Source organism: Mesorhizobium sp. M7A.F.Ca.CA.004.12.1.1 (genome assembly GCF_003997835.1).
Lineage (GTDB): Bacteria > Pseudomonadota > Alphaproteobacteria > Rhizobiales > Rhizobiaceae > Mesorhizobium.
Window position 1 is genome coordinate 1 of record NZ_RZRK01001123.1, and the last position, 1,489, is coordinate 1,489.

The window sequence follows — 1,489 nt, forward strand, 5'->3', positions numbered from 1 at the left end:
TCACCGACCATCCCGACTTCCACGAGGCCCGCGCCGCGGCGCTGGTCGAGCCGGACGAGGAAGAGGTCGAGGTTGAGGCGCTGGCGCGTTCGGTCGTCACCGACTTCGAGAACTACGTCAAGCTGAACAAGAAGATCTCGCCCGAAGTGGTGGGTGCAGCCAGCCAGATCGACGACTATTCCAAGCTCGCCGACACGGTCGCCTCGCATCTCGCCATCAAAATCCCTGAGAAGCAGGAAATGCTGGCCACGCTCTCGGTCAAGGAGCGGCTGGAAAAGGCTATGGGCTTCATGGAAGCCGAAATCTCCGTCCTGCAGGTGGAGAAGCGCATCCGCTCGCGCGTCAAGCGCCAGATGGAGAAGACGCAGCGCGAATACTACCTCAACGAGCAGATGAAGGCGATCCAGAAGGAACTCGGCGAAGGCGAGGACGGCCGCGACGAGGCCGCCGAGATCGAGGCGCGCATCAAGAAGACCAAGCTCTCCAAGGAGGCCCGCGAAAAGGCGGAAGCCGAGTTGAAGAAGCTCCGGACGATGTCGCCGATGTCGGCTGAATCGACCGTCGTGCGCAACTATCTCGACTGGATCCTGTCGATTCCGTGGGGCAAGAACTCCAAGGTCAAGCAGGACCTGGCGTTCGCGCAGAACGTGCTCGACACTGATCATTTCGGCCTCGACAAGGTCAAGGAGCGCATTGTCGAGTATCTCGCCGTGCAAAGCCGCCAGAAGAAGCTGAAGGGGCCGATCCTGTGCCTCGTCGGCCCTCCCGGCGTCGGCAAGACCTCGCTCGGCAAGTCGATCGCCAAGGCGACCGGTCGCGAATTCATCCGCATGGCGCTCGGCGGCGTGCGTGACGAGGCCGAGATCCGTGGCCACCGCCGCACCTATATCGGCTCGATGCCCGGCAAGGTCATCCAGTCGATGAAGAAGGCCAAGAAGTCCAACCCGCTCTTCCTGCTCGACGAGATCGACAAGATGGGCCAGGACTTCCGTGGCGATCCGTCATCGGCGTTGCTCGAGGTCCTCGATCCGGAACAGAACTCGACGTTCATGGACCATTACCTCGAGGTCGAATACGACCTGTCGAGCGTCATGTTCGTGACGACGGCGAACACGCTGAACATCCCGGCGCCCTTGATGGACCGCATGGAGATCATCCGTATCGCCGGCTACACCGAGGACGAGAAGATCGAGATCGCCAAGCGGCACCTGATGCCGAAGGTGATCCGCGATCACGCGCTGCAGCCGAAGGAGTTTTCCGTCGGTGAGGACGCGATCCGCGCCATCGTCCAGACCTACACCCGCGAAGCGGGCGTCAGGAGCCTGGAGCGCGAGCTGATGAAGCTCGGGCGCAAGGCGGTGACCGAGATCCTGAAGACGAAGAAGAAGACGGTGAGCATCACGGCGGAGAACCTCTCCGATTACCTTGGTGTGCAGCGCTACCGCTTCGGCCAGGTCGAGGCTGACGATCAGGTCGGTGTCGTTACAGG

The 1,489-nt window shown here is 61.9% G+C and carries 1 protein-coding gene; it reads left to right on the forward strand.

The features are described 5' to 3' along the window. Positions 1-1,489: endopeptidase La (gene lon, locus EN984_RS34310; RefSeq protein ID WP_127384341.1), on the forward strand; the 1,489-nt coding region annotated here is incomplete at both ends.